Genomic DNA, 21,900 nt, shown 5'->3' with positions numbered 1-21,900 from the left:
GACCGAACCGTAGGGGCGACGATGTGAAGAAAGTGTCAAGAACGTGCGGCAAACACGCTGACTTCCGGCGCTTAACACCCGTTTACCGCTTCGGGTACCATCAGGCCCCTTTTAAGCTGGAACACGGCATGAATTCTGCGCCTACCTCCCGTGACCGTTGGATCTGGCTTGCGTCGGCCGCCTTGATGGCCGCCACGCTGGGCACGGAGATGGTGGTGCCGCTGGGCTACGCGGTCTGGTTGACCTACTTCATGGCGGTCGGCATCACGCTGTTCCAGCGCCGGATGGAAGTACCTCTGCTGGTGGCGATCGGGTCCTGCATCCTGCTTGCGGTGGGCTACAACGTGGCGCCGTCCAGCAGCAACTCGGCGTTCTCCTTCGTCAACCGCAGCATCGGCGGCGTTGCTTTCCTGATGATGGCGCTGACCGTGATGAAGGCCATCGGTGCGCGCCGTGAAGCGGCCGACGCGCTGTGGCTGCAGGCCGGCGAAAACGTGGTGGGTACCAGCCTGCAGGGTGATCCCACCCCGCGTGAACTGGCCGATGCGGCCATGCGCGCGCTGTGCGCGCAGCTCAATGCGGATGTGGGGGCCATGTATCGCCTGCAGGGCGAGCGGCTGGTGCTGGTCGGTGGTGCGGCGCTGCCTTCGCAGCTGCCGGAGACGCTGCCCGCCCATACCGGGCAGTGGGGCGAGATCATCCGGGAGGGCCGCGCGCGTCGGCTGGAGGACAGCGACAGCCCGCTGGATATCGATACCCCCCTGGGCCGCACTACCGTGCACCAGCGCCTGCTCGGGCCGATCACCGCCGATGGCGTGGTGATCGGCGTGATCGAGCTGGGCCGGGCCGGCGTCTCGCCTGCGCGTGGCCTGGAGATGGCGCTGCTGCTGCAGTGCGCCGAGCCGATCGGCATCGCGCTGCGCGCGGCGCTGCTCAATGCGCAGCTGGTGGAACTGCTGGAGGAAACCCAGCGCCAGAGCGAAGAGCTGCAGACGCAGCAGGAAGAGCTGCGCGTGGCCAACGAGGAACTGGAAGAGCAGAGCCGCAGCCTGCTGCATTCCCAGGCCAACCTGGAGCAGCAGCAGGCCGAGCTGGAACAGACCAATGTGCAGCTCGAAGAGCGCACCCACGAGCTGGAGTCGCGCCAGCAGGCGCTGCTGCTGGCCCAGGCGCAGCTGGTCCAGAACAGCGCCGAACTGGAGGCCAGTTCGCGCTACAAATCCGAATTCCTGGCCAACATGTCCCACGAGCTGCGCACGCCGCTCAACAGCTCGCTGATCCTGGCCAAGCTGCTGGCCGACAACAAGGACGGCACGCTGACCGCCGAACAGGTCAAGTACGCCCAGGCGATCCATTCCTCCAACAACGACCTGCTGGCGCTGATCAACGACATTCTGGACCTGTCGCGGATCGAGGCTGGCCATGTCGAGCTGGTCGAAGAAAACCTCGCGGTTTCCAGCGTCCTGCAGCGCCTGAAGGAAACCTTCGAGCCGATGGCGGTGCAGAAGGGGTTGAGCCTGGAGATCAGCGCCGCGCCGGACGCGCCGGCCCAACTGCTGGCCGACAGCCAACGCCTGCAGCAGATCCTGAAGAATCTGCTGGCCAATGCGGTCAAGTTCACCGAACACGGCGGCGTGTCGTTGAAGGTGCGCAGTGCCGGGGCAGGACGGATCCAGTTCGCCGTGTCCGATACCGGCATCGGCATTCCCGAAGAACAGACCGCGGTCATCTTTGAAGCTTTCCGCCAGGCCGATGGCAGCACCCGCCGCCGTTACGGTGGCACCGGGCTGGGGCTGTCGATCTCGCGCGATCTGGCGGCACGCATGGGCGGCAGCATCACCGTCTCCAGCGAGCCGGGCCGGGGCAGCTGCTTCACGCTGGAGCTGCCGCTGCTGGCCGGTGGTGGTACCGGCAGCCCTCACAACGTCGTGCACGACGTACGTCCCGCCGCCGTGGCAGCACCGGCCGTGCCTGCCGCTGCTTCGCTGGGCCGTGCCCACGCCGAATCCACCCCTGCACCCGCGCCCGCGGCCAGGGTGATGGATGACCGGGGCCGCCGCAGCCGCGCGGGCCGGATGATCCTGGTGGTGGAGGACGATACGGCGTTCGCCAGCGCGCTGGTCTCGATGGCGCACGAACTGGACTTTGATTGCGTGGTCGCCGGCACTGCCGAGGAAGCGCTGAGTCTGGCTGCCGAGTTGCGCCCCAATGGCATCCTGCTCGATATCGGCCTGCCCGATGTCTCCGGGCTGAGCGTGCTGGAGCGCCTCAAGCGCGACCCGGCCACGCGTCACATCCCGGTGCACGTGGTGTCCGGGCTGGAGCGTTCGCAGGTGGCGATGGAGCTGGGCGCGATCGGCTATGTGATCAAGCCGGCCACGCGCGAGCGCCTGCTCGGCGCGATCCAGCAGCTGGAGGCCACCAGCGAGCGCGACATGCGCCGCCTGCTGATCGTCGAGGACGACAGCGAGCTGCGCTCCAATCTGCAGTTGCTGCTCGGCCGCGACCAGCTCGAGATCACTGGGGTAGGCACCATCACCGAGGCGATGGCCGAACTGGCCGGCTCCACCTTCGATTGCATGGTCACCGACCTGGCGCTGCCCGACGGCACCGGCTATGACCTGCTCGAGCGCATGGCCGGCAATGATGCCGTCGCGTTCCCGCCGGTGATCGTCTATACCGGCCGCGCGCTGACCCGCGATGAAGAGCAGCGCCTGCGCCGCTATTCCAAGAGCATCATCATCAAGGGCGCGCGTTCGCCCGAGCGCCTGCTCGATGAGGTGACCCTGTTCCTGCACAGTGTCGAGGCCTCCCTGCCGACCGACCAGCAGCGCCTGCTGCGCGAGGCCCGCCGCCGCGATGCGGTGCTCGATGGCCGCACCGTGCTGCTGGCCGAGGACGATGTGCGCAACATCTTCGCGCTGTCCAGCGTGCTCGAGCCGCTGGGCGTGACCCTGGATATCGCCCGCAACGGCCGCGAGGCGCTGGAGAAGCTGCGCCCCGAGATCGACCTGGTGCTGATGGACATCATGATGCCGGAGATGGACGGGCTGACCGCCATGCGCGAGATCCGTGCCGACAACCGCTGGCGCGACCTGCCGATCATCGCGCTGACCGCCAAGGCGATGCCGGACGACCGCGAGCACTGCCTGCAGGCCGGTGCCAATGACTACATCGCCAAGCCGATCGACGTGGACAAGCTGGTCTCGCTGTGCCGGGTGTGGTGCTCGCGCCGATGAATGAAACGGAGCTGTTCGACCTGGAGTTGAAGCTGTTGCTGGAGGCGGTCTACCAGCGCTACCACTACGACTTCCGTGACTATGCGCTGGCATCGCTGCGGCGGCGCATGCGGCATGCCATGGCGCGCTTCGACTGCCCGACCATGGGGGCGCTGCAGCACCGGCTGCTGCACGAGCCTGAGACCTTCGCCCAGGCGATGCAGTACTTCACCGTGCAGGTCTCGGAGATGTTCCGCGACCCGCCGTATTTCCGGATGCTGCGTGAGCACGCCGTGCCGGTGCTGCGCACCTATCCGTCGATCAAGCTGTGGATCGCCGGGTGCAGTACCGGCGAAGAGGTGTGGTCGCTGGCGATCCTGCTGCATGAGGAAGGCCTGCTCGACCGCGCGATCATCTACGCCACCGACATCAATCCCGAAGCACTGCAGGCGGCCGAATCCGGGGCGTTCGCGCTGGACCGGCTGGCGCAGTTCAGCCGCAACTATCTGGCCGCCGGCGGCACCGGGTCGCTCTCGGATTACTACAGCAGCGGCTACGGCAGCGTGGTGTTTGATCGCCGCCTGAAGCGCAACATCGTGTTCGCCGACCACAGCCTGGCCACCGATACCGTGTTCTCCGAAGTCCACCTGGTGTCCTGCCGCAACGTGCTGATCTATTTCCAGCGGCCCCTGCAGGACCGCGCCATCGGCCTGTTCCACGAGGCGCTGGTCCATCGCGGCTTCCTGGGGCTGGGCAGCAAGGAATCGCTGCAGTTCGGCGCGCACGCCGATCTGTTCGAAGCCTGCGCGCGCGACCAGCGCCTGTATCGGAAGCTGGCCTGATGAGCGGCGCGTCGCAACGCAGCCGGTTCGATCTGGTGGTCATCGGCGCGTCGGCCGGGGGGGTCAGTGCGCTGCAGGCGCTGCTGTCATCGCTGCCGACGACACTGGCGCTGCCCGTGCTGGTGGTGCTGCATCTGCCACGTGATCGACCGAGCCGCATTGCCGGCCTGCTCGACGCCGGCTGCCCGCTGCCGGTGCGCGAGGCCGAGGACAAGCAGCCCCTGCAGCCGGGCACCGTCACCTTCGCGCCGCCGGATTACCATCTGCTGGTCGAGGACCGTGCCACGCTGGCGCTGTCGGTGGACCCGCCGGTGCTGTTCTCGCGTCCGGCCATCGATCCGCTGTTTGAAAGCGCCGCCGATGTGTTCGGTGATGGCGTGCTGGCGATCCTGCTGACCGGCGCCAGCGCCGATGGCAGTGATGGCGTCGCCGCTGTCCGCCAGGCCGGCGGCGAAGCCTGGATCCAATGCCCTGAGGAGGCGTATTCCTCGATGATGCCCGCATCCGCCCTGGCGCACGCCGGTGCCGATGCGGTGCTCCCGCTCACCTCCATCTGCACGCGTATGAAAGGTCTTACCCGATGAACCTGATCGAACCCGCCGGGTCGACTGCCACCACCGATTGCGTGAAGCTGCTGATTGTCGATGACATTCCGCAGAACCTGGTCGCGATGGAGGCGCTGCTGCGCCGCCCCGGCCTGGAGATCCTGTGCGCGTTGTCCGGTGCCGAAGCGCTCGAGCTGCTGCTGGAGCATGAAGTCGCGCTCGCGCTGCTGGATGTGCACATGCCGGAAATCGACGGGTTTTCGTTGGCCGAGCTGATGCGTGGCTCGCAGCGCAGCCGCGATGTACCCATCATCTTCCTGACCGCCTCACCGAACGACCCCGTGCGGGCCTTCAAGGGCTACGAATCCGGCGCCGTGGATTTCCTGCACAAGCCGATCGAGCCGCAGGTGATCATGAGCAAGGTCAATGTGTTCATCGAGCTTTACCAGCAGAAGCAGCTGCTGAAGACGCGCAACGAGGCGCTGGAGCATGCGCTCAAGCTCAATGAGACGATGATGGCTGTGTTGACGCACGATCTGCGCACGCCGCTGGCATCGATCCTGCTGTGCGCCGATAAGCTGTCGCTGGATCTGCCCGACGATGGCGCGGTGCAGCGCACGCTTGGCCACCTTGAGAACAGTGCGCAGCGGATGGCGCGGATGGTGGATCAGTTGCTGGATTTCTCGAAGATCCGCACCGGTGGCCTGCGCCTGCACAGCACCGAATGCGATCTGGCGGACGTGGCCGCCTCGGTGGTGGCCGAGATCGGGCGTGCGCATCCGCAGGCGACGATCGAGCTGCAGGTCCAGGGCGATGCCCACCTGCAGGGCGATCCGGATCGCCTGGCGCAGCTGCTGTCCAACCTGATCGGCAACGCCGTGCTGCACGGTGGCGATGCGCCGGTGGTGGTGCGCCTGGAAGGCGAGCGCAGCGCGCCGCTGCGGTTGCAGGTGCGCAATGCCGGGCAGATTCCCGAGGCGTTGCTGCCGCGGTTGTTCGAACCGTTCAAGGCCAGTTTCCACGATAGCCGCGGGCTGGGGCTGGGCCTGTTCATCGCCAGCGAGTTCGCGCGTGCGCATGGCGGCACGCTGGTGGCGCAGAATCACGATGGCACGGTGCTGTTTGAGACTACGCTTCAGCGTCGACCACGCTGATGCCGATAGAACCATCCCGGCATTGTGCCGGGATGGTCGTGGTGCTTACAGCGGCTCGCAGCACAGATACAGGCCATGGCCGCCGTAGGTGCAGCCGGGCTGATCTTCGCAGCCTGCCAGGGGCTTGGGCTGGCTTGAGGTCGCCAGCGCCTGGCTCGATGCGAAGGCCAGTGCGCAGATCATCGTGACGGCGCTCAGGGACGACAACAACAGCTTCTTCGACTTCATGGTCTATCTTTCCCTTTGTGGATGATGTTGACGGTCGAACGTGCTCGCACGGAAGAGGGCGTTACACCGGCTGGCAGCAGCGGATTTCGCTATGCCCGCCATAGGTGCAGCCGGGCTTGTAGGGACAGCCCTCCAGCTGTTTGGGTTGGCTGGAGGTTGCCACCGCCTGGCTCGAAGCAAACGCCAGGGCACAGACAACAGCGATACCGCCAAAGACCGAGACGAGTTTCTTGGACTTCATGGTGTTTCTCCTGTTGTGGATCATGCGGATGCAGCGGGTGGTGCGCGATGCGGTTTACCGGGCAGGCGGATCCGTCAGCGGGGAGGGGAAGGAAAACCGACGAACTGTCGATCCGCCCCATAAGCCGGCGCGGACAGACCTTGGGTACGCCGCCGGGGAGCGGCGTCAGGGGGAATCAGCCTGCCGGAGCGGGCACCGCACTGCGCGCAGCGTTCACCACGAAGGCGCCGGTGATGGCATTGACCGCGCTGTCCTTGAGTTGGCCGACGTGGCGATAGATCACTTTGCCGTCCTGGATCACCACCACCATCGGCACCATGGTTGCGGTGTAGCGTTGCCGGATCCGGTCATCGGTATCGTTCACCACCGGAAACGCGAAGCCATGCTGGCGTGCGTAGTCCGCAGCGGTTTCATGCGGCGGCAGGCTGACGCCGATCATCTCGAAGGCACGGTGGCCGTTGTTCCGTCCGGCGGCGTCCAGCGCCTGGATCTGCGGCACGGAGGCCAGGCAGAACTTGCAGGCAGGAGAGAAGAAATACAGGACCTGGCGGCCGCTGGCCGGGCCGGCGAGGGTGACCGCCTGCCCGTCCAGTGCCGTGGTGCCGAGTGCTTCAGGCTGGGCGCCTTCCGGAAGGCCGTGAGCGGCCTTGGAGATCTGTTCGACCTTGCTCACCAGCAGCGCCTGCTGCTGGCGGAGCTGCCGGTTCTGCACGGCCAGCGCGGTCATCAGCGCGGCCAACACGATGATCAGAGCGAGGCTGCCGTACTTCCGTAGCGCGGATGCGTCCATGCTGCTCCTTGGCCTTCGGCCGGGTCCATGGCTGAGTAGGTGGGGTATATATCCGGCACCAAAAATCATTTGTCAAACGAAAGATCCTGTGAATGAGGCGTCGGTTTGATTCTGGTCTCTATCTGTTGCCAGCCGGGGCGCTCCGACCACGCGTGGCCCACCCGGATCAGTCGCAAACCCCCGTGAGGTAAACTGTCCGGGTGCCGCAGCCCTTCGCCACCGGCCTATTGCTGGAGCCACCATGCCGTCCCCGACCCGTAAAGCCACCTCGCCCCTGATCGACGCCCTGGTGCATGTCGAGGGCTTTGTGCAGGTGCGTGAAGCGCGCCGGTCCGAGCTGGTCGAGGATTACGTGGAGCTGATCGCGGACCTGATCGCCGATGGCCGCGAAGCCCGCCAGGTGGATATCGCCACCCGGCTCGGGGTTGCACAGCCCACGGTGGCCAAGGCGCTCAAGCGGCTGGTCAAGGAGGGTTGGGCGATCCAGCGGCCGTATCGCGGCGTGTTCCTGACCCCGGCCGGCGAGCAGCTGGCGGTGGAGATGCGCGCCCGCCACCAGATGGTGGAGCAGTTCCTGCTGGCGCTGGGCGTGGACGCCGATTCGGCGCGCCGCGACGCGGAAGGGATCGAGCACCACGTCAGCGAGGCCACCCTGGCCGCCTTCGAGGCCTTCGTGCGCAAGGCCAACGGCCATGGTTGAGCGCCTCGCCCCGCCACCACCACTGGGCGTGCCGGTGCACGACCAGGATGAGCATTGGATGCGCCACGCGCTGGGCCTGGCGGAGCGTGCCGAGCGTGAATTCAATGAGATTCCGGTCGGCGCGGTGCTGGTCGGTGCCGATGGCACCGTGCTCGGCGAAGGCTGGAACCTCAACATCGCCGACCATGATCCCAGCGCGCATGCCGAGATCGTGGCGATGCGGCAGGCGGGCAGGGCGATCACCAACCACCGGCTGATCGGCAGCACGCTGTACGTGACGCTGGAGCCGTGTGCGATGTGTGCCATGGCCATCGTGCACGCACGCGTGGCGCGGCTGGTGTATGCGGCCACAGACCCCAAGACCGGTGCCTGCGGCAGCGTGTTCGATCTGATCGGCGACGCGCGCCACAACCACCGCGTGGAGATCCATGGTGGCGTGCTCGCCAAGGACGCCAGCACCCGGCTGACCAACTACTTCCGCGCCAAGCGCGGCAAGCCGCCACTGCTGCTGGAATAAGGTCCCCGCAGCGACAGGGTCGTGACGGGTTGGCGGTATCATGGGCGCCTTATCCATTCCCGGTCGCGGCGCAAGCGGTGGCCCAGCACAAGGCGAACACATGGCGGACAACGGCGCAGAAGGCGAGCGACTGATCTGGATCGATCTGGAAATGACCGGTCTGGACACCGACAACGATGCGATCATCGAGATCGCCACCGTGGTGACCGATGCGCAGTTGAAGGTGCTGGCCGAAGGCCCGGAATTCGCGATCCATCATCCGGTCGAGCGGCTGGAAGCGATGGACGAGTGGAACCGCAACCAGCATCGTCGTTCCGGCCTGTGGCAGCGCGTGGTCGAGAGCACCATCACGCCCGGGCAGGCCGAAGCGCAGACGATCGCCTTCCTGCAGCAGTGGATCAAGGCGGGCGCCTCGCCGATGTGCGGCAACTCGATCTGCCAGGACCGTCGCTTCCTGCACCGTGAAATGCCGCGTCTGGAAAAGTACTTCCATTACCGGAATCTGGACGTTTCCACGATCAAGGAACTGGCCAGGCGCTGGGCCCCGGGCGTGGCCGCCGGCGTCGGCAAGACCGCCAGCCATACCGCGCTGAGCGACGTGCATGATTCCATCGAAGAGCTGCGCCATTACCGTCAATTCATGGGCGCGCTGTCGGGCCTGCCGGCCTGACCCGAACGCCGGGCGTCGCCCGGCAACGCGGCCTGTGCGCAGGCGTTCAGCCACCGGCAGGCGAGGCAACGAGCGGTATACATCGGCGGCGCTATGATCGCGGCCATGAACGCCATGACCTCGCCACAACCGCCGCCGTTGGAGTCCTCGATCCTGCCCACCTCGCAGGACTGGCGCGACCTGCAGCGTGCGGTGGACCTGCTGGAATCGCCCACGCTGACCGCCAAGATGGCCAATCTGATCGGTTCGCCGCTGGAGTTCGCGGTCAAACGCCTGCCCGATTCGGTGTCCCGCCGCATCCATGGCGCGGTCGAAGCGGCGCTGTTCAAATCGGCCCAGGCGGCGTTGTGGACGATGGACAACACGCCGGGCAAAGCGGCTTCCACCCGCTGGCACAAGCTGGCCGCGGCCACCTCCGGTGCGGTCGGCGGCGCGTTCGGTTTCACCACGCTGTTCATCGAGCTGCCGGTGTCCACCACGATCATGATGCGCTCGGTGGCTGACGTGGCCCGCAGCGAAGGCTTCGACCTGCGCGAGATGAGCACCCGGCATGCCTGCCTGGAAGTGTTTGCGCTGGGCGGCAACTCCGGCAAGGACGATGCCAGCGAGACCGGCTACTACATCACGCGTGGCTTCACTGCCGAGGTGATGCGCCACCTGTCGGCCGAGTTGGCCGGCCGCGCGGTCGGCGGCAGCCCGGTGATGATCGGGCTGACCCCGAAGGAAGCCGGCAAGTGGCTGGCCAAGCTCGTGGAGAAGGTCGCCGCGCGTTTCGGTGTGGTGGTCACCGAGAAGTTCGCCGCGCAGGCGGTGCCGATTGTCGGGGCGGTGGCCGGCGCGACGCTCAACACCATGTTCACCGACTACTACCAGGACGTGGCGCGCGGCCATTTCATCGTGCGCCGCCTGGAGCGGACCTACGGGTACGAGACCGTGCGGGCGGCCTACTCGATGCTGGCGGCCGAGCGTACCTGATCGATCGTTGCATCGGCGGCACAACTGTTTTGCCGTCGCAGGTCTGTTGAGCGGGCAGCCCTGTCCCCATCCTTGTCGGCATCCCCGCTGCGGCGGCGCTCCCGATCAAGGATTTCCCATGCTGTTCTCCCCCTATACCCGCGGCACCCTGACGCTGCCCAACCGTATCGTGATGCCGCCGATGACCCGCTCACGGGCCGGCGAGGGCAATGTCGCGACACCGTTGATGGCCGAGTACTACGCCCAGCGGGCCTCGGCCGGCCTGATCGTCAGCGAAGGCACCCAGATCAGCCAGCAGGGCCAGGGCTACGCCTGGACGCCGGGCATCCACGACGAGGCCCAGATTGCCGGCTGGCGCGGCGTCACCGATGCTGTGCACGCTGCCGGTGGCCGCATCGTCGCCCAGCTCTGGCACGTCGGTCGCGTCTCGCATGTGGCCCTGCAGCCGGGTGGCGCCGCCCCGGTGTCCTCGTCGGCGCTGCTGGCCGAGGGCGTCAAGGTGTTCGTCGATCCCGAGGGCCGTGGCCCATTGAGCGGCGTCGGTGAGATGGTGCAGCACTCGATGCCGCGGGCACTGGCCATCGACGAGATCGCCGGGATCGTGGGTGACTACGCGGCGGCCGCGCGCAACGCGATCGCGGCAGGATTCGATGGTATTGAGCTGCACGGTGCGAATGGCTATCTGATCAACCAGTTCATCGATTCCCAGGCCAACCAGCGCACCGATGCCTACGGTGGCTCGCTGCAGAACCGCCTGCGCTTCCTGCGCGAGGTGGCCGAAGCGGTGGCCGAGGAAATCGGTGCCGAGCGCGTCGGCGTGCGTCTGGCGCCGCTGACCACGCTGCAGGGCGCGGTGGACGACACGCCGCAGGCGACCTACCTGGCCGCCGCGCACCTGCTCGATCAGATCGGCGTGGGCTATCTGCATATCGCCGAAGCCGACTGGGAAGATGCCCCGGTGATGCCGGCCGCCTTCAAGGAAGCGCTGCGCATGATCTACCGTGGCACGCTGATCTACGCGGGCAAGTACACCGTGGAGCGCGCTGAGGAGGCGCTGGCGAAGGGCTGGGCCGACCTGATCGCCTTCGGCCGGCCGTTCATCGCCAACCCGGACCTGCCGGATCGGCTGCAGCAGGGCCTGCCGTTGAACCCGTCGGACAAAGCGACGTTCTTCGGGGGCGGGGCGGAAGGGTTCACCGACTACGCAGTGGCCGAGACCGCCGAGGCCTGAACGCGCACCGCGTAGAGCCGACCGTTGGTCGGCTACTCTCCTCTCCGACGCCATGCATACGTGATCCGCCGTGCGATGCGCGGCAGCCGACCAACGGTCGGCTCTACCAGCCGACTAGCAGTCGGCTCTACCGGTGCTTAGGCCCCGATCCATGGTGGGTAGAGCTGACCGTTGGTCAGCTGCTCTCCCATCCGACGCCATGCATACGTGATCCGCCGTGCGATGCGCGGCAGCCGACCAACGGTCGGCTCTACCAGCCGACCAACGGTCGGCTCTACCCGGGCGGATGGTCTTCGGTGGGCCATCTGCACCACGAGAAGGGATACTCACCGATCGCTTCCGCCAGGCCGGCACGGACCGGGTTGGCGAGGATGTAGGTGGCTTGGCGTCGCAGGTCTTCGTCCTTGCGCAGTGCGTGGTCGTAATAGCCGGGTTGCCAGACAGGCCCGCTGCGGCCCAACTGCCGATTGATGAGCAGGCTGCTGCGTGATTTGAAGCGCTGCATGCATGTGCCCAGTGCGCCCTGCCGGAGCTGCATCAACCAGTGGACGTGATCTGGCATGACCACCCACGCAAGGTTGCAGACCCGATGCTCGTCTTCCATGGCATGCAGCACCTGCATGACGGGCCCGGCCAGGTCGGGCTGGTGGAAGTGGGGTACACGCGCATGCGTGATGGTCGTCAGCGCGTACACGATGCCGATGCACGAGTGGCGACCGTAATGAAGGCGTGGGCTGGGCATGCCTGCAGGGTGCCCGTCGGTGTGCAGGGCAGCCATCAGGCGATGTGCCGTTGGGGTGTGGGGGATGGGCGGGTACAGCCGACCGACGGCGCAGCCGACCAAGGGTGCAGCCGACCAACGGTCGGCTCTACCGATGCTGCACAAAACAACACCCCGCTTGCGCGGGGTGTTGATTTTCATCGCGTTGCCGAGGGGATCAACCCTTGGCTTTGAGCTTGGCCAGACGCAGCCAGGTATCCACCACGGTGTCCGGATTCAGCGACACCGACTCGATCCCTTCCTGCATCAGCCATTCGGCCAGGTCCGGGTGATCGGACGGGCCCTGGCCGCAGATGCCGACGTACTTGCCCTTGGCGCGCGCCGACTTGATCGCCATCGACAGCAGCTTCTTCACCGCCGGGTTCCGCTCGTCGAACAGGTGCGCGACGATCGACGAATCGCGGTCCAGGCCCAGGGTCAGCTGGGTCAGGTCGTTGGAGCCGATCGAGAAGCCGTCGAAGATCTCCAGGAACTCATCGGCGAGCAGTGCGTTGGACGGCACTTCGCACATCATGATGATCTTCAGGCCATTCTCGCCCTGCTTGAGGCCATTCTGTTCGAGCACCTCGACGACCTTGCGGCCTTCTTCCAGGGTGCGCACGAACGGGATCATGACCCACAGGTTGTCCAGGCCCATCTCGTTGCGCACGCGCAGCACGGCCTGGCATTCCAGGGCGAAGGCGGCCGAGAAACTCGGATCGACGTAACGGCTGGCGCCGCGGAAGCCGATCATCGGGTTCTCTTCGTGCGGTTCGTAGTTGCTGCCGCCGATCAGGTTGGCGTACTCGTTGGACTTGAAGTCCGACAGGCGCACGATCACCGGGTTCGGGGCGACCGAGGCGGTCAGCGTGGCGATGCCTTCGGCCAGGCGACCGACGTAGAAGCTGACCGGATCAGCGTAACCGGCGATCTTCTCGTCGATCTTCTTCTTGGTCGCCGCGTCCTGGCGGTCGTACTCCAGCAGCGCGTTCGGGTGGATGCCGATGTGGCTGGCGATGATCATTTCCAGACGGGCCAGGCCGATGCCGGCGTTCGGCAGCTGGCCGAAATCGAAGGCACGTTCCGGGTTGGCCACGTTCATCATGATCTTCAGCGGCGCCGGCGGCATGTTGCCCAGGTCCGTGGTGGTGCGCTCGAACTCGAGGATGCCGTCGTAGATGAAGCCGGTGTCACCCTCGGCGCAGCTCACGGTGACCTGCTGGCCGTCCTGGATCAGCTGGGTGGCGTTGCCCGAGCCGACCACGGCCGGCACGCCCAGCTCACGGGCGATGATCGCCGCGTGGCAGGTACGGCCACCGCGGTTGGTCACGATGGCCGAGGCGCGCTTCATCACCGGCTCCCAATCGGGGTCGGTCATGTCGGCGATCAGCACGTCGCCGGGCTGCACGCGGGCCATGTCGTCCAGGGTGCGCACCACGCGGGCGGTACCGGCACCGATCTTGGCACCGACGGCGCGGCCTTCGGCCAACACCTTGCCGTCCTTCTGGTTCAGTGCGAAACGTTCGATCTGGGTGGCATGGCCACGCGACTTCACGGTCTCCGGACGCGCCTGCACGATGAACAGCTTGCCGCTGACACCGTCCTTGGCCCACTCGATATCCATCGGGCGGCCGTAGTGCTTTTCGATGACCAGCGCCTGCTTGGACAGTTCCTGCACGTCCTCGTCGCTGATCGAGAAGGTGTTGCGCAGCTCGGCCGGGGTGTCTTCGATGCGCACGCGCTCACCGGGGACATCCGAATACACCATGCGGATCGCCTTGCTGCCGAGCGAGCGGCGCAGGATCGCCGGCTTGCCGGCGCTCAGGGTGGGCTTGTAGACGTAGAACTCGTCCGGGTTGACCGCACCCTGCACGACCATTTCGCCCAGGCCGAACGAGGAGGTGACGAACACCACGTCGCGGAAGCCGGACTCGGTGTCCAGGGTGAACAGCACGCCGGAGGACCCCACGCCCGAGCGCACCATCAGCTGCACGCCGGCGGACAGGAACACGTCCTCGTGCTTGAAGCCGTGGTGGACGCGGTAGGCGATCGCGCGGTCGTTGTAGAGCGAGGCGAACACTTCCTTGACCTTGAGCACGACATCGTCGGCGCCGGTCACGTTGAGGAAGGTCTCCTGCTGGCCGGCGAAGGAGGCATCGGGCAGATCCTCGGCAGTCGCCGAGGAGCGCACCGCGACCGCCACGTCGCCGCCGCCGTTTTCGCTGCACAGTTTGGCGTAGGCGGTGCGGATGTCCTGGTCCAGCGCCGGATGCAGCGGGGCATCGATCACCCAGCCGCGGATTTCCTTGCCGGCCACGGTCAGGGCACCGACATCTTCCACGTCCAGCGTGGCCAGCTTGTCGAAGATGCGCTTGGACAGGTCGTTGTGGGCGATGAAGTCCTTGAAGGCTTCAGAGGTGGTTGCGTAACCGCCGGGGACAGACACCCCCAGACCGGCAAGATTGCCGATCATTTCGCCAAGCGACGAATTCTTGCCGCCTACGCGGGCCAGATCGGCCAGGCGCAGTTCGTGCAACCACAGGATGTTCTCGTTCAAGCGCGATGCTCCGTTTGGCCATCGCCCGAGGCGGGCTGGATGGCCACGTCCGTAGGAAGAAGCCGATATGATGCCGGGCAGACCGCTGTCGGCACAAGCTTGTATCGACGGCCTTTTTAAGCTTCGGAGGGGGTAAAAGCCGTATGTCGACGATCCGTCCGGTGTTCTACGTGTCCGATGGAACCGGTATCACCGCTGAAACCATTGGGCATAGCCTCCTGACCCAGTTCTCCGGGTTCAGCTTCATCACCGACCGGATGTCGTTCATCGATGATCCGGAAAAAGCGCGGGAAGCCTGTGAAAGGATCCGTGCAGCGGGGGAGCGGTACCAGGTTCGGCCGATCGTGGTCAGTTCCTGCGTGGACAGCGGACTGAGCATCATCCTGGCCGAAAGCGGCGGGTTGATGCTGGACGTATTCGCCCCCTTCATCGAGCCCCTGGAGCGCGAACTGGCGGTCAACCGCCACTCCCGGGTGGGCCAGGCACACGGCATGGTGGACTTCGAAACCTACCACCGGCGCATCAACGCGATGAACTTCGCGCTGACCCACGATGACGGCATTGCCATCAACTACGACGACGCCGACGTGATCCTGGTGGCGGTGTCGCGGGCCGGCAAGACCCCCACCTGCATCTACCTGGCCCTGCATTACGGGGTGCGCGCGGCCAATTACCCGCTCACCGACGAAGACCTGGAGCAGGATCGCCTGCCGCCCCGGCTGCGCCCGTACCGCAAGAAGCTGTTCGGCCTGACCATCGACCCGGACCGCCTGCAGCAGATCCGTCAGGAGCGCCGCCCGAACTCGCGCTACGCCAATCTGGAGACCTGCCGCCGCGAGGTCGCCGCCGCCGAGACGATGTTCCGGATGGAGCGGATCCCGACGTTGAGCACCACCCACACCTCGATCGAGGAGATCTCCAGCAAGGTGCTGGGCACGCTGGGGCTGCAGCGCGAGATGTATTGACCGGTGTGAACCGGTGGTGGGCCGCCCCTTTGGCCGGGCGGCTGCCGCCCCCACGTTGGGAGATCAACGTGTAGGATCGACCCATGGCCCAGGCATCGCCCCGTATCGAACGCATTCCCCGGCTCAGCCGCCTGAGCTGGCTGATGGGCCTGTACGCCGAGAACTACCAGCACCTCGTGCGCCTGTTCGCACCGGCCGAGCTCGTGCCTGGCAGCTACGTCTCATCGATCGGTGATGGGCTGGATGTGCGCCTGGACGTGATCGAGTGCCACCGCTATACGGTCGAGCTGCGCCTGACCTACGACTTCGCCGACCCGGTCACCGGGCAGCCGGATCCTTCGGCCTATGTGCGCCTGTACCGTGACGCCCGCCAGGCCGAGACGACGCATTGCTACGTCGGTCGCCGCTGGCAGGACGTGATGGGCATGTACCCGCCGCCGGCCCAGCTGATCAGCCACCGCATGCGGATGAACACCTTCCTCGGCAAATGGCTGGAATACCTGGCCGAGCGCGGCCACGGCGTGGCCACGCTGCGCCGCGATGGCGCGGTGGCGGCACCGGCCGACGCGCGCCGCACCAGCGTGGTGCCCTGAGCCGGCCCCGGACGGATCGCGCATAATCGGGGGTCTGTGTTCCCGAGCCTGTGCGAAATGCCCTATACCCCCATCGTGGCCACCTTGGGCTACGTGCTGTCCGCCGACGGCAAGCAAGTGCTGATGATCCACCGCAACGCCCGGCCCGGTGACCTGCACCTGGGCAAGTACAACGGCCTGGGCGGCAAGATGGAGCGCGATGAAGACGCCGCTGCCTGCATGCGCCGCGAGATCCGCGAAGAGGCCGGCATCGAGTGCGGCACCATGCGCCTGCGCGGCACGATCAGCTGGCCGGGCTTCGGCAAGAACGGCGAGGACTGGTTCGGCTTCGTGTTCGTCATCGATGACTTTACCGGCACGCCGCTGACCTCCAATCCGGAGGGCACGCTGGAGTGGGTGGACGTGGACAAGATCGACGGCCTTCCGCTATGGGAAGGCGACCGCAGCTTCCTGCCACTGGTCTTCGACGATGAGCCGCGCGCCTTTCATGGCGTGATGCCGTACCGCGATGGCGCCATGCAGTCCTGGAGTTACACCCGGCTGTAGTGCCGGCCAGCGCCGGTATTACCGGCGGGCCAGCAACAGGTGGAAGTGCTTGGTCACCTCGCGCCCATCGTTGCTGCGCCCGGTTTCGTGGTGGGCGCGCCAGCCTTGTACGGTCAACCCAGCGCTGCGCAGGGCCTGCTCGGCCTCGGCCAGCTCATGCAGGTGGAACCCATGTGCTGTGAACGGCAGCGTGCGCATGAAAGCGGCATCGCCGAAGGCCAGGCAGAGCCGGCCGCCGGGGCGCAGCACGCGCGCCAACTCGGCGAACGGGAATTTCAGTTCGTCCCAGAAGTACAGCGTGTTCACTGCCAGCGCCGCATCGATGCAGGCCGACTCCAGGGGCAGGGCATGGGCATCGCCCAGGTGGACCTCGGCACGATCCAGCAGCCCATGCGTGGCCAGCACCGCAGTGCCGGCCGCGACCATCGCCGCTGAAACGTCAATGCCCACATAGCGGCTGTCCGGTGTACGCAGCAGATCGGGTGCGAAGGCTGCATTGCCCGGGCCGATCTCCAGGACCTGTTCACCGGGGGTGACTGACAGCAGGGCGATGGCGGCCCGGTTGAGGTCGCCGTTGCTGCGGTTCATCGATTCGGCCACGACGAGCGCGTGCTCACCGTGCGGGTGGCGCAACTGGGCGGCCAGATGGTCGGGGGAAAGCACGCGCAAGACTCCTGTCGGTGGGCGGCAGGACCTGGCGGCGGCGGAGTCCATCCACCAGCTTAGCCCACTGATGGCACCGATGGGCGCACGTGTGAAGGGGGATCGCGCCGCGGCAATGAGGATCGGTGATCAGGAAATCACCATCGTCGCCTCTGTTGAGACGGAGTTGTCCACAGGGGGTGTGGATGACTCGTGGGCAAGTTTGTGGATAAGCCGCGTCGGCCCCCGCCGGTGCTCGCTGTCAAGATGGGTGGCCAAAAATTCACCGCAGGTCGTGCTGGCGTGAACGGCGCGGCAAGGCTGGAGTACGGTGGCGTAGGGAACGCTGTCCCGGCGCGGGCCGCTCGCGGTACTCTCTTGCGATTGCCGCCACCTGATCCTTCATGAAACGTCACTTCTCGATGTTGCGCGAGTTCCACCTGGCCGACTGGTTCACCTTGGCCAACGCGTTCTGTGGCACCGGCGCGGTCTTTGCCGCCATGCGCTATCTGCAGGATGGCGAACGCAGCTATCTGCTGTTCGGCATGGCCCTGATCCCCTTGGCCTTCATTTTCGACGCGCTGGACGGGCGCATCGCACGCTGGCGCAAATCCAGCTCCACGCTGGGCCGTGAGCTGGATTCGCTGTCGGACATCATTTCCTTCGGTGTCGCCCCGGCCGCACTGGCCTACGCCTGCGGCATGCAGGGCGGCTGGGACTGGCTGGTGCTGAGCTACTTCGTCTGCTGCGGCGTCAGCCGCCTGGCCCGCTACAACGTGACCGCCGAAGCACTGGCCGGCGAGGGCGACAAGGTGCCGTACTTCGAAGGCACCCCGATCCCGACCAGCCTGGCGCTGGTGGTGGTGCTGGCCGTGGCGGCGAGCGTCGGGGCCACCGGCGCGGACCTGTGGCTGGGCCAGTGGCAGCTGGGCCCGTGGCAGTTGCACCCGCTGGTGCTGCTGTTCGCGCTGTCCGGCTCGCTGATGATCAGCAAGACCCTGCGCATCCCCAAGCCGTGAGGCAGGGCAGCGCGGCATTGCTATCATCGTTTCCCGAGACGGGAGGACGGTCATGACCACGGCGGGCAGCGGCAGCGGCGCAGGCGATGTAGAAGCCCTGGCGCGGCAGTATTTCAGTGCCTGGGGCGATGCCCTGCGGCACGCTGCGGCACCGCCCGGCCACACCGCCGGCCCCGATGGGCAGGGCAACTGGCAGCAGGCGATCGACTGGTGGGCGCAGATGATGCCCAACGCGGCCAGCCGCCCGGCCGACGAGGCCGTGCACCGTTTCCGTGAACAGGCCGGTGGGTGGTACGGCACGATGCAGCAGGTGGCCGCGCAGTTTGCCGGCCGCGATACCACCAGCGCCGAGGTGGCGCAGGCGTGGCGCACGGCGGTGCTGGGGCAGGGTGACGGGCTGCTGCAGTGGATGCTGCAGGGCGCACGCGGACATACCCACACCGAGGGCCCGGACCTGCTGCAGCTGTTGGAAACCCTGCAGCGTCAGCTCGGACCATGGCTGCAGAGCCCGGCGTTTGGTCCCGGCCGTGAGCACCAGGCCCGCTGGCAGGCGCTGCTGCGGGCCCAGCAGGACTACCAGGCGCACTCGCGCGATTACGTGGATCAGATCAAGCAGGCGCTGGACGATGCGTTCACCCTGTTCGAGCAGCGCCTGGCCGAGCACGAGCAGCCGGGCAACCAGCTGACCAGCGCGCGGGCGATGTTCGATCTGTGGATCGATGCGGCCGAGGAGGCCTATGCGAAGGTTGCGCTGTCCGAGCCGTTCCAGGCGGTGTACGCCTCGCTGGGCAATGCCCAGATGCGGCTGCGCGCGGCCACCCAGCAGGAGATCGAACGGCTGACCGAGAGTTTTGGGCTGCCGACGCGCACCGAAATGGATGCAGCGCATCGCCGGATCGCCGAGCTGGAGCGGCTGGTGCGCCGCATGGCCGCTGGCGCAGCCGCGGGTGCGGCACCTGCCAGCACGGCCAAGGTGCGCAAGGCTGCAGTGAAGCCAGCCGCCGCGAGCAAGCGCACAACCCGCGCTTCCAGGCCAGCCAACCCCACCAAGGCCACCGCCAACCCCAACAAGGCCACCAAGGCCACCAAGGCCACCAAGGCCGCCGGAAAACCCACCAAGCCAAGGAAACGCAGCGCATGAAGGGCCCCCTGGGCTTCAATGCCGAAGACCTCCTGCAGGAGACCCTGGCCATGCAGCGCAAGCTGATGGATGGCCTGAAGCTGCTGCCTGCGGTGGACGATGTCGATTACGGCGTGACCACCCGCGAGGAAGTCTGGCGCGACGGCAAGGTCACGCTGTACCGCTTTGTCGGCACCGAGCCGCCGGTGCACGCCACGCCGCTGCTGATCGTCTACGCGCTGGTCAACCGGCCGTACATGGTCGACCTGCAGACCGACCGCTCACTGGTCCAGAAGCTGCTGGCCCTGGGCCACGATGTGTATGTGCTGGACTGGGGCTACCCGGACCGCTCCGAGCGCTACCAGACGCTGGAGGATTACCTGCTGCGCTTCGTGGATGGCGCGGTGGATCACCTGCAGGCGCACAACGGCGGCGAGCCGATCAACATGCTCGGCATCTGCCAGGGCGGCGTGTTCGCGCTGTGCTATGCCGCGCTGCGCCAGGCCAAGCTGGCCAACCTGATCACGATGGTCACCCCGGTCGATTTCCACACGCCGGACAACATGCTCTCGCACTGGGCGCGCCAGGTGGACGTGGACCTGCTGGTGGACACGCTGGGCAACATCCCGGCCGATCTGATGAATGCCAGCTACCTGATGCTCAAGCCGTTCCGCCTCAACGTGCAGAAGTACGTGGGGCTGCTCGACATCCTGGACGACAAGGACGCGCTGGAAGATTTCCTGCGCATGGAGAAGTGGATCTTCGACTCGCCCGATCTCGCCGGCGAAGCGTTCCGTGACTTCATCAAGCAGTTCTACCAGGGCAATGGCCTGATGCACGACGGCGTGCGCATCGGCGACGCAACCGTCGACCTCCGGCAGGTGACGTTGCCGGTGTTGAACATCTATGCCGAGCAGGACCATCTGGTCCCGCCCGATGCGTCACGCGCGCTGCGCGGCCGGATCGGCAGCGCGGATTACACCGAGAGCAGTTTCCGCGGGGGCCATATCGGTATCTATGTCTCCGGGCGGGCCCAGCGCGAAGTGCCCGCAACCATCACCGGTTGGTTGAACGAGCGTTCGCAATGAAGCGTCCTCGCCTTCTCTGGCTGGCTGTGGGTCTGTTGGGCATTGGTACCGCCCACGCCGCACCCGGTGAAACCGCCCGCCGCGAGATCGCCGGCCTGATCGGCGCGCTGGACGGCTCCCCTTGCCGGTTCCAGCGCAATGGCAGCTGGCACGATGCGCCCGAGGCGCGGGCCCATCTGCAGCGCAAGTACGACTACCTGCTCAAGAAGGACAAGGTCGACACGGCCGAGCAGTTCATCGAACGCGCCGCCAACCAGAGCAGCCTGAGCGGCAAGCCCTACCGGATCGCCTGTCCGGGCCAGCCGGAACAGACCGCCGCGGCGTGGTTCGGCGCGCGGCTGAAGGCCCTGCGCCAACGCACCCCGTAGACACGGTTCGCGCTAGAGTCGGCGCATTCCGGAACGAGACCCCGTGCATGAACACACCGCCGCGCCCGCTGTCCCGTTCGCTCAACGACCGCATGATCGCCGGCGTCATGGGCGGTATCGCGCATCGCTACGGTTGGAACGTCACCCTGGTACGGGTGCTGTTCGTGCTGATCTCGATCGGCTCGGCGGCCTTCCCCGGCATCCTGGTCTACCTGATCCTGTGGCTGTTGATCCCCAACGAGGCCGATTGAGCCTGTCACCGGTGCTGCTGCGCGCGCTGCAGGGGCTTGGCGCACTGTGGACCTCACCCAACACCCTGATCGGCCTGGCCGCCGGCACCGCCGGGATGCTGGCCGGTGCGCGTCCGTCGTGGAACAGGCGCGACTGCGCGATCGTGTTCCGTGAATTTCCGTGGGGCCCGGGCGGAGCGATCACGCTGGGCAACGTCATCCTGCACACGGGACCGGTGCTGGACGTGCCGTGCCGCACGTATGCGCACCAGGCCGGTTACGCCACCGAGCCGGTGATCGGGCTGCACGACCACGAGCGTGCGCACGTCTACCAGTATCTGGTGCTGGGGCCGCTCTACCTGCCGGTGTACCTGCTGTGCGGTGGGGTCAGTGCACGCAACCCGTTCGAGCGCGCGGCCGATGTGTATGCACTGCAGGGGCGGGGCTGGTGGCCATCACGTCGTGATGCGCAGTGAGGTTATCTCCGCGTTAAATCCATGTAAGAAAAACGTCGACAACGCGACGTCATCTGCATGCAAAAAAACGTTATTAGCCTGCATGACGAACCAGTCAGGTTTACCGGGGTAAGCTTGCAGCGCTGTATGAGCAACCGTTTTTCTGGAGGAACACATCACATGGCAATCGTTCTTTATGTCGGTGGTAGCAAGGATGGCGACAAGGGCCTGGTGCCCCATGGTTTCAGCAAGTCCCAGGCCGATACCGAGCTGGGTCCGGAGATCTACACCGAGCGGTTCATGGAACTGCAGGGTGTAGGCAAGGTGCGGGTGATGGCGTTGGAGTCGATGCAGGACGACATCGTCCACCAACGCGCGGCCGTGCATTACCGGTAAGCCAGCGATCCCGCGGAGGTGCCCGGTTGTCGCGGGCGCCCGCGCCGGCA

25 protein-coding genes are annotated in these 21,900 nt (G+C 66.4%); 19 read left to right on the top strand and 6 right to left on the bottom strand.

All coding sequences use genetic code 11. The features are described 5' to 3' along the window. The first annotated feature begins 128 nt into the window (after positions 1 to 128). Genes ABE546_RS02690 through ABE546_RS02675 form a run of 4 tightly spaced genes read left to right on the top strand, consistent with a single transcriptional unit; the run spans position 129 to position 5,759 of the window. A complete protein-coding gene (locus ABE546_RS02690) occupies positions 129 to 3,239 on the top strand; it encodes a response regulator (RefSeq protein WP_346462619.1) in 3,111 nt (1,036 codons plus the stop codon). Next, entirely contained in the window at positions 3,212 to 4,060 is an 849-nt protein-coding gene (locus ABE546_RS02685; protein WP_346462618.1) for a CheR family methyltransferase, read from the top strand. The genes ABE546_RS02690 and ABE546_RS02685 overlap by 28 nt, the downstream gene beginning before the upstream one ends. Beyond that, positions 4,060 to 4,644: a chemotaxis protein CheB gene (locus ABE546_RS02680; RefSeq protein ID WP_282257514.1), complete on the top strand. Its 585-nt coding sequence runs from the start codon at positions 4,060 to 4,062 to the stop codon at positions 4,642 to 4,644. The genes ABE546_RS02685 and ABE546_RS02680 overlap by 1 nt, the downstream gene beginning before the upstream one ends. Then, positions 4,641 to 5,759 (top strand): hybrid sensor histidine kinase/response regulator, encoded by a 1,119-nt coding sequence (locus ABE546_RS02675; protein WP_313211133.1) that lies wholly within the window; start codon positions 4,641 to 4,643, stop codon positions 5,757 to 5,759. Before ABE546_RS02680 ends, ABE546_RS02675 begins: the two co-directional genes overlap by 4 nt. A 45-nt stretch (positions 5,760 to 5,804) precedes the next feature. Here the strand turns inward: ABE546_RS02675 and ABE546_RS02670 are convergent, their stop codons facing one another. The 3 genes from ABE546_RS02670 to ABE546_RS02660 form a co-directional block, all read right to left on the bottom strand. Next, entirely contained in the window at positions 5,805 to 5,987 is a 183-nt protein-coding gene (locus tag ABE546_RS02670; protein WP_313218681.1) for a hypothetical protein, read from the bottom strand. Between the two features lie 61 nt (positions 5,988 to 6,048). After that, a complete protein-coding gene (locus tag ABE546_RS02665) occupies positions 6,049 to 6,228 on the bottom strand; it encodes a hypothetical protein (protein ID WP_313211135.1) in 180 nt (59 codons plus the stop codon). Between the two features lie 175 nt (positions 6,229 to 6,403). Continuing rightward, entirely contained in the window at positions 6,404 to 7,018 is a 615-nt protein-coding gene (locus ABE546_RS02660) for a TlpA disulfide reductase family protein (RefSeq protein ID WP_346462617.1), read from the bottom strand. A 241-nt stretch (positions 7,019 to 7,259) separates the two neighbouring features. On the opposite strand from ABE546_RS02660, the gene mntR reads away from it, so the two are divergent. From mntR to ABE546_RS02635, 5 genes are all read left to right on the top strand, one after another. Next, entirely contained in the window at positions 7,260 to 7,718 is a 459-nt protein-coding gene (gene mntR / locus ABE546_RS02655) for a manganese-binding transcriptional regulator MntR (protein ID WP_346462616.1), read from the top strand. Continuing rightward, positions 7,711 to 8,235, top strand: a complete 525-nt coding sequence (gene tadA, locus ABE546_RS02650; protein WP_313211138.1) for a tRNA adenosine(34) deaminase TadA — start codon at positions 7,711 to 7,713, stop codon at positions 8,233 to 8,235. Before mntR ends, tadA begins: the two co-directional genes overlap by 8 nt. A 100-nt stretch (positions 8,236 to 8,335) precedes the next feature. Beyond that, positions 8,336 to 8,905, top strand: coding sequence for an oligoribonuclease (orn, locus tag ABE546_RS02645; RefSeq protein WP_313211139.1), 570 nt, complete (start codon positions 8,336 to 8,338; stop codon positions 8,903 to 8,905). A gap of 114 nt (positions 8,906 to 9,019) precedes the next feature. Beyond that, the gene (locus ABE546_RS02640) at positions 9,020 to 9,880 is read left to right on the top strand and encodes an EcsC family protein (protein WP_345784559.1); all 861 of its coding nucleotides are present in this window, start codon (positions 9,020 to 9,022) and stop codon (positions 9,878 to 9,880) included. 118 nt (positions 9,881 to 9,998) lie between these two features. Beyond that, positions 9,999 to 11,111, top strand: coding sequence for an alkene reductase (locus ABE546_RS02635; RefSeq protein WP_313211141.1), 1,113 nt, complete (start codon positions 9,999 to 10,001; stop codon positions 11,109 to 11,111). 274 nt (positions 11,112 to 11,385) lie between these two features. Here the strand turns inward: ABE546_RS02635 and ABE546_RS02630 are convergent, their stop codons facing one another. Together ABE546_RS02630 and ppsA are read right to left on the bottom strand one after the other, a co-directional pair. Next, a complete protein-coding gene (locus ABE546_RS02630) occupies positions 11,386 to 12,033 on the bottom strand; it encodes a transposase (protein WP_346462615.1) in 648 nt (215 codons plus the stop codon). Positions 12,034 to 12,049: 16 nt separating this feature from the next. Beyond that, positions 12,050 to 14,428: a phosphoenolpyruvate synthase gene (gene ppsA / locus ABE546_RS02625; protein WP_313211142.1), complete on the bottom strand. Its 2,379-nt coding sequence runs from the start codon at positions 14,426 to 14,428 to the stop codon at positions 12,050 to 12,052. 143 nt (positions 14,429 to 14,571) lie between these two features. Between ppsA and ABE546_RS02620 the strand changes: the two genes are divergently transcribed. From ABE546_RS02620 to ABE546_RS02610, 3 genes are all read left to right on the top strand, one after another. Further along, positions 14,572 to 15,393, top strand: coding sequence for a pyruvate, water dikinase regulatory protein (locus ABE546_RS02620; protein WP_019184148.1), 822 nt, complete (start codon positions 14,572 to 14,574; stop codon positions 15,391 to 15,393). Between the two features lie 83 nt (positions 15,394 to 15,476). Next, positions 15,477 to 15,986, top strand: a complete 510-nt coding sequence (locus tag ABE546_RS02615; protein ID WP_313211143.1) for a DUF1249 domain-containing protein — start codon at positions 15,477 to 15,479, stop codon at positions 15,984 to 15,986. Positions 15,987 to 16,043: 57 nt separating this feature from the next. Beyond that, positions 16,044 to 16,532, top strand: a complete 489-nt coding sequence (locus tag ABE546_RS02610; protein WP_313211144.1) for an 8-oxo-dGTP diphosphatase — start codon at positions 16,044 to 16,046, stop codon at positions 16,530 to 16,532. Between the two features lie 18 nt (positions 16,533 to 16,550). Here the strand turns inward: ABE546_RS02610 and ABE546_RS02605 are convergent, their stop codons facing one another. After that, positions 16,551 to 17,201, bottom strand: a complete 651-nt coding sequence (locus ABE546_RS02605) for a methyltransferase domain-containing protein (RefSeq protein WP_346462614.1) — start codon at positions 17,199 to 17,201, stop codon at positions 16,551 to 16,553. Between the two features lie 377 nt (positions 17,202 to 17,578). Between ABE546_RS02605 and ABE546_RS02600 the strand changes: the two genes are divergently transcribed. The 7 genes from ABE546_RS02600 (at position 17,579) to ABE546_RS02570 (ending at position 21,850) form a co-directional block, all read left to right on the top strand. Continuing rightward, positions 17,579 to 18,193 (top strand): CDP-alcohol phosphatidyltransferase family protein, encoded by a 615-nt coding sequence (locus ABE546_RS02600; RefSeq protein ID WP_070474651.1) that lies wholly within the window; start codon positions 17,579 to 17,581, stop codon positions 18,191 to 18,193. Between the two features lie 52 nt (positions 18,194 to 18,245). After that, positions 18,246 to 19,334: a class III poly(R)-hydroxyalkanoic acid synthase subunit PhaE gene (gene phaE / locus ABE546_RS02595; protein WP_346462613.1), complete on the top strand. Its 1,089-nt coding sequence runs from the start codon at positions 18,246 to 18,248 to the stop codon at positions 19,332 to 19,334. Further along, positions 19,331 to 20,401 (top strand): class III poly(R)-hydroxyalkanoic acid synthase subunit PhaC, encoded by a 1,071-nt coding sequence (gene phaC / locus ABE546_RS02590; RefSeq protein ID WP_313211147.1) that lies wholly within the window; start codon positions 19,331 to 19,333, stop codon positions 20,399 to 20,401. Before phaE ends, phaC begins: the two co-directional genes overlap by 4 nt. Then, positions 20,398 to 20,769, top strand: coding sequence for a YfeK family protein (locus tag ABE546_RS02585; protein WP_346462612.1), 372 nt, complete (start codon positions 20,398 to 20,400; stop codon positions 20,767 to 20,769). Before phaC ends, ABE546_RS02585 begins: the two co-directional genes overlap by 4 nt. Positions 20,770 to 20,816: 47 nt before the next feature. Next, positions 20,817 to 21,020, top strand: coding sequence for a PspC domain-containing protein (locus ABE546_RS02580; RefSeq protein ID WP_123729552.1), 204 nt, complete (start codon positions 20,817 to 20,819; stop codon positions 21,018 to 21,020). Further along, complete coding sequence (locus tag ABE546_RS02575; RefSeq protein ID WP_313211149.1) at positions 21,017 to 21,475, top strand: hypothetical protein; 459 nt, start codon at positions 21,017 to 21,019, stop codon at positions 21,473 to 21,475. The genes ABE546_RS02580 and ABE546_RS02575 overlap by 4 nt, the downstream gene beginning before the upstream one ends. Before the next feature lie 159 nt (positions 21,476 to 21,634). After that, entirely contained in the window at positions 21,635 to 21,850 is a 216-nt protein-coding gene (locus ABE546_RS02570; RefSeq protein WP_313211150.1) for a hypothetical protein, read from the top strand. The last annotated feature ends 50 nt before the right edge of the window (positions 21,851 to 21,900 follow it).

Origin of the sequence: Stenotrophomonas sp. TWI377 (assembly GCF_039674525.1) — a bacterium.
In the GTDB taxonomy this organism is placed as follows: domain Bacteria; phylum Pseudomonadota; class Gammaproteobacteria; order Xanthomonadales; family Xanthomonadaceae; genus Stenotrophomonas.
The sequence above is the reverse complement of the archived record's forward strand: the minus strand, read 5'-3'. Positions and strand labels throughout refer to the sequence as shown.

Excerpts from the sequence above, each read along its gene's own strand:
- ABE546_RS02620 (WP_019184148.1), top strand. The coding sequence starts at position 14,572 with ATGTCGACGATCCGTCCGGTGTTCTACGTGTCCGATGGAACCGGTATC.
- ABE546_RS02675 (WP_313211133.1), top strand. The coding sequence starts at position 4,641 with ATGAACCTGATCGAACCCGCCGGGTCGACTGCCACCACCGATTGCGTG.
- tadA (WP_313211138.1), top strand. The coding sequence starts at position 7,711 with ATGGTTGAGCGCCTCGCCCCGCCACCACCACTGGGCGTGCCGGTGCAC.
- mntR (WP_346462616.1), top strand. The coding sequence starts at position 7,260 with ATGCCGTCCCCGACCCGTAAAGCCACCTCGCCCCTGATCGACGCCCTG.
- ABE546_RS02690 (WP_346462619.1), top strand. The coding sequence starts at position 129 with ATGAATTCTGCGCCTACCTCCCGTGACCGTTGGATCTGGCTTGCGTCG.
- orn (WP_313211139.1), top strand. The coding sequence starts at position 8,336 with ATGGCGGACAACGGCGCAGAAGGCGAGCGACTGATCTGGATCGATCTG.
- phaC (WP_313211147.1), top strand. The coding sequence starts at position 19,331 with ATGAAGGGCCCCCTGGGCTTCAATGCCGAAGACCTCCTGCAGGAGACC.
- ABE546_RS02585 (WP_346462612.1), top strand. The coding sequence starts at position 20,398 with ATGAAGCGTCCTCGCCTTCTCTGGCTGGCTGTGGGTCTGTTGGGCATT.
- ABE546_RS02615 (WP_313211143.1), top strand. The coding sequence starts at position 15,477 with ATGGCCCAGGCATCGCCCCGTATCGAACGCATTCCCCGGCTCAGCCGC.
- phaE (WP_346462613.1), top strand. The coding sequence starts at position 18,246 with ATGACCACGGCGGGCAGCGGCAGCGGCGCAGGCGATGTAGAAGCCCTG.
- ABE546_RS02600 (WP_070474651.1), top strand. The coding sequence starts at position 17,579 with ATGAAACGTCACTTCTCGATGTTGCGCGAGTTCCACCTGGCCGACTGG.
- ABE546_RS02665 (WP_313211135.1), bottom strand. The coding sequence starts at position 6,228 with ATGAAGTCCAAGAAACTCGTCTCGGTCTTTGGCGGTATCGCTGTTGTC.
- ABE546_RS02660 (WP_346462617.1), bottom strand. The coding sequence starts at position 7,018 with ATGGACGCATCCGCGCTACGGAAGTACGGCAGCCTCGCTCTGATCATC.
- ABE546_RS02680 (WP_282257514.1), top strand. The coding sequence starts at position 4,060 with ATGAGCGGCGCGTCGCAACGCAGCCGGTTCGATCTGGTGGTCATCGGC.
- ABE546_RS02570 (WP_313211150.1), top strand. The coding sequence starts at position 21,635 with ATGGCAATCGTTCTTTATGTCGGTGGTAGCAAGGATGGCGACAAGGGC.
- ABE546_RS02640 (WP_345784559.1), top strand. The coding sequence starts at position 9,020 with ATGACCTCGCCACAACCGCCGCCGTTGGAGTCCTCGATCCTGCCCACC.
- ABE546_RS02580 (WP_123729552.1), top strand. The coding sequence starts at position 20,817 with ATGAACACACCGCCGCGCCCGCTGTCCCGTTCGCTCAACGACCGCATG.
- ABE546_RS02635 (WP_313211141.1), top strand. The coding sequence starts at position 9,999 with ATGCTGTTCTCCCCCTATACCCGCGGCACCCTGACGCTGCCCAACCGT.
- ABE546_RS02670 (WP_313218681.1), bottom strand. The coding sequence starts at position 5,987 with ATGAAGTCGAAGAAGCTGTTGTTGTCGTCCCTGAGCGCCGTCACGATG.
- ABE546_RS02630 (WP_346462615.1), bottom strand. The coding sequence starts at position 12,033 with ATGAAAATCAACACCCCGCGCAAGCGGGGTGTTGTTTTGTGCAGCATC.
- ABE546_RS02610 (WP_313211144.1), top strand. The coding sequence starts at position 16,044 with ATGCCCTATACCCCCATCGTGGCCACCTTGGGCTACGTGCTGTCCGCC.